The 1,179-nt window shown below is 62.7% G+C and carries 1 protein-coding gene; it reads right to left on the bottom strand.

The annotated features are described in order from the left end of the window. Positions 1-26: 26 nt before the first annotated feature. Positions 27-1,118, bottom strand: a complete 1,092-nt coding sequence (locus DL899_RS19220) for an IS630 family transposase (protein WP_111735911.1) — start codon at positions 1,116-1,118, stop codon at positions 27-29. Positions 1,119-1,179 lie beyond the last annotated feature (61 nt).

Genomic DNA, 1,179 nt, shown 5'->3' with positions numbered 1-1,179 from the left:
AGCTAGTGTTCCGAGTCTGACGCATGTTACCTGCTTCCTCTGATTTCATTGAGTGCGTTCAGGGCGCGGCGTTCTCGGGTTAGGATATCGTCAGCCGTTTTGGTCCAGACGAAAGGTTTCGGTTTTGCGTTGTGCAGCAGCAGGTAGTCGTAGATGGCGCTCTCCAGATCGTCGACGCTGGTATAGCTGCCGCGCCGGATGCGCTTCGAGGTGATCTCGGCAAAGAACCGTTCGACCAGGTTCAGCCATGACGCGCTGGTGGGCGTAAAGTGCAACTTGAAGCGCGGGTGCTTCTCCAGCCAGGCCTTGACGTCAGGCGTCTTGTGGGTGGCGTAGTTGTCGAGCACCAGGTGCACCTCGCGTGGCCCCGGCACGGCCCGGTCGATGCGGCGGAGGAACTTCAGGAACTCCTTCGCCCGGTGGCGCGGCATGCAGTCGCCTATCACCATGCCCGACTTCACGTCGAGCGCGGCGAACAGCGTGGTCGTGCCATGGCGCTTGTAATCGTGGGTCATGGTGGCCGCGCGGCCCTTCTTGAGCGGCAGTCCCGGCTGGGTCCGATCAAGGGCCTGGATCTGGGATTTTTCGTCGACGCAGAGCACCACCGCCCGCTCTGGAGGGTCGAGGTAAAGCCCGACGATATCGGTGACCTTCTCTTCGAACATCGGATCGTTGGAGACCTTGAAGCCCTTCGTCAGGTGCGGCTTCAGACCCGCCTCGGCCCATATGCGGCCCACGCTCGACGGCGAGATGCCCATGGCCTCGGCCATGGTAGAGCGGCTCCAATGGGTGGCGTTGGGCGGGCTCTCCTGCACCGTCTTCGCGATCACCTTGAGCCGCGTTTCCCGAGGCAGCGGCGGCACCCGCGACGGCCGGGTCTTGTCGCGCTTGAGCCCGGCCACCCCTTCGTCAAGGTAGCGCTCCTGCCAGCGCCAGACGGTCGGCTTCGACGTGTTCGCGCGCCGCATGATTTCGAAGGTCCCATAGCCGTCCGCCGTCGCCAGCACGATTTCGGCCCGCCAGACCAGCTTTCGCGGTGTGTTACGGTCGGTGACCAGGGCTTCAAGCTGTGCACGGTCAGCGGGGCTCAGATACAGGCAGATGTCTATGCGTCTCATGTCCTGACATTGGCACATCTGACCTCAGATGGGAATCTTGTGTAAGGTGGGGAACACTAGG

The organism is Roseovarius amoyensis (assembly GCF_003260265.1).
Taxonomy (GTDB): domain Bacteria; phylum Pseudomonadota; class Alphaproteobacteria; order Rhodobacterales; family Rhodobacteraceae; genus Roseovarius; species Roseovarius amoyensis.
The sequence above is the reverse complement of the archived record's forward strand: the minus strand, read 5'-3'. Positions and strand labels throughout refer to the sequence as shown.

Excerpts from the sequence above, each read along its gene's own strand:
- DL899_RS19220 (WP_111735911.1), bottom strand. The coding sequence starts at position 1,118 with ATGAGACGCATAGACATCTGCCTGTATCTGAGCCCCGCTGACCGTGCA.